2 protein-coding genes are annotated in these 2,650 nt (G+C 74.0%); both read left to right on the forward strand.

Features of this window, described 5'->3' with window-relative positions; translation table 11 throughout:
- Positions 1-680 precede the first annotated feature (680 nt).
- Positions 681-1,442, forward strand: a complete 762-nt coding sequence (locus ABD308_RS37400) for an ECF subfamily RNA polymerase sigma factor, BldN family (RefSeq protein ID WP_425554956.1) — start codon at positions 681-683, stop codon at positions 1,440-1,442.
- 280 nt (positions 1,443-1,722) lie between these two features.
- The coding region (locus ABD308_RS37405; protein ID WP_344345122.1) for a DUF5667 domain-containing protein at positions 1,723-2,650 on the forward strand (928 nt) is incomplete at its 3' end.

The following is a 2,650-nucleotide window of genomic DNA, read 5'->3' on the forward strand; positions in this document are numbered from 1 at the left end:
GCGACGGCGGCCGGGGTCGCGCTGCACCGCCGGCACCGCGCCTGAGCCGCCCCGGCCGCCGACCGGCCCCGAGCGGGTCGCGGACCCGTTCCACGGCCCCTCGTCCGGGCGCCCCTCGCCGGGGTGAGCGCGGTCAATCCGCACGCTGACCAGGCCGCTCGTACGGGCGAACTCCCGCGTGCCGCGGGGCCGTCCCGACCCGCCGACCGAACCCGACACCCGGTGACCGGATCTGATCGTTCGCCACCTCGCGAAACTCGGGGATTATCTGACCCCCGGGCCGGGAAACCGCCCGCCGTACCGCCTAATTGGTCACCTGGCGCACCCGTTCTGTCACGTTGGGCCAGCCTCTCGCCGACACGTTCGGTCAGTGTCAGCCGGATATGCGCCCCACGCGGATCCCAAACGACCACTTCGACCACACGGTGTAGCTGTCATTGCACAAAGCGTTATTCTCTCCTGGATGCACGTCACCCACCCGCCCCAGGCACGGCCGGGCGGGACGGGCGTGCTCTCCGCGCAGGCGGAGGTGATCCGTCCACAGTTCTGCCTCTGGGAGTCCCGTGTACCCACCCGTCCGGAACGACGCGCCTGCACCCTCCCGCCCGTCGTCCGCGCCCCTGCGCTCCCGTGCCGGCCTGCGCGGCCGCCCCGTCCCGCCCCGGCAGATCTCCACCGGCCTGGACCTGCTGCGCACCCTGCTCCGCAGCCAGCTCGCCGCCACCCCCCAACTCGCTCCCGCCGGAGCCGCGTTCGGCCACGGACCCGCCGCCGGCGGCCCGCTGCTGCGCACCACCGCCGCCGGATCGGCCGGCACCGGCGCTCGCGGCCGCACCGGCGCCACCGGCGGCCGGGGACGCTCCCGCACCACCACCGGCCCCGGCTACGAGACCGAGCACAACCCGATCATGGAGCTGGTCGAGCGGGCCCAGGCCGGTGAGAGCGAGGCCTTCGGCCGGCTCTACGACCACTACGCGGACACCGTCTACCGCTACATCTACTACCGGGTCGGCAGCCGGGCCACCGCCGAGGACCTCACCAGCGAGACGTTCCTGCGCGCGCTGCGCCGGATCGGCACCTTCACCTGGCAGGGCCGGGACTTCGGCGCCTGGCTGGTGACCATCGCCCGCAACCTGGTCGCCGACCACTTCAAGTCCAGCCGCTTCCGGCTGGAGGTCACCACCGGCGAGATGCTCGACTCCAACGAGTGCGAGCGCAGCCCCGAGGAGTCGGTGCTGGAGTCGCTCTCCAACGCCGCCCTGCTGGAGGCCGTCCGCCGGCTGAACCCGCAGCAGCAGGAGTGCGTCACCCTCCGCTTCCTGCAAGGGCTCTCGGTCGCCGAGACCGCCCGGATCATGGGCAAGAACGAGGGCGCCATCAAGACCCTCCAGTACCGCGCCGTGCGCACCCTGGCCCGTCTGCTCCCGCCCGACGCGCGATGAGCCGGCGGTCGTCCGGGGAGGGCTCCGGGGACGCGGCGGGACGGATAGGGGGCGGGCCGTCACCTTCCGGGACGGCCCGACACATCCGGGTGAACGGTCGGTCCGATGATCAGCCGCGCGTAACCGACCGCCCGCACCGCTCGTTGGCCAGCGTGCAAACCTCCACCAGGCGTACGGTCAAGTCGAATTGCGACCTCTCACCCGATGGAGTGGCTTTGGCTTGCCGGGGCAACCGTCCGGCAGGCCGGGGTGTCGACAACGACGAAGGGAGGTGTGGCCCGTGACGGCAAACGTGCTGGAGCACCGGCGCGCGAAGGCCTTCGCCGAGGCGCTGGAGGCCCACCAGGCGGAGCGACGCGCCGCCGAGGGCGACGGAACGGCCAACACCGCCGGCGGACACGCCGGTTCGGCCGCGATGGCGGAACTCATCGACACGGTCGGCGCGCTCGGCGCGCTGCCCGCCCCGGAACTCGACCACGAGGTCCGGACCGTCCAACGCGCCCAGCTGATGGCCGCGTTCGAGCAGGCCCTCGCGGGCGGCCCGGGCGCCACCGTGCCACGGCAGCGCCGCCACCGGGCCGTCCGCACCGCGCCACGCGGGCGCTGGAGCCGCCGGTTCGCGATCGGCGGGCTGGTCGCGGGACTCGCCGTCGGCAGCTTCGCCGGTGCGGCGGCCGCCAGCGGCAACGCCCTTCCCGGCGACCCGCTGTACGGCATGAAGCGCGGGCTGGAGGGCCTACGGCTCAACCTGGCGGGCTCCGACAGCGAACGCGGCGAACTGCTCCTCGACAACGCGGCCACCCGCCTCGGCGAGGCGCGCTCCCTGGTCGGCCGGGCCGACTCCGACGGCGCGCTCAGCCCGGGCACCGTCGAGCAGGTGCGCAAGGCCCTCGACGCCATGCACGCCGACGCCCTCAAGGGGCGCGACCTGCTGCGCGCGATCTACCGCAACAACGGCTCGCTCGACCCGATGCGCACCCTGGCCGGCTTCGCCCAGGACGAGGACGGCACCTGGGCCGAGCTGCAGTCCCGGCTCCCGGTCCAGCTGATCACCCAGGCGCACCTGGTGGACCAGCTCTTCGACGACATAAGCGAGGACGTCGCGCCCCTGCGTCTGGTCCAGCAGCCCGCCACGAGCGGTGCGCCGGCCGGCGGCGGGGCGGGCGGCGGCACCCACGCTCCGGACAGCGGCGGCTCCGGCACGCCGT

The organism is Kitasatospora putterlickiae, from assembly GCF_039527695.1.
GTDB lineage: Bacteria > Actinomycetota > Actinomycetes > Streptomycetales > Streptomycetaceae > Kitasatospora > Kitasatospora putterlickiae.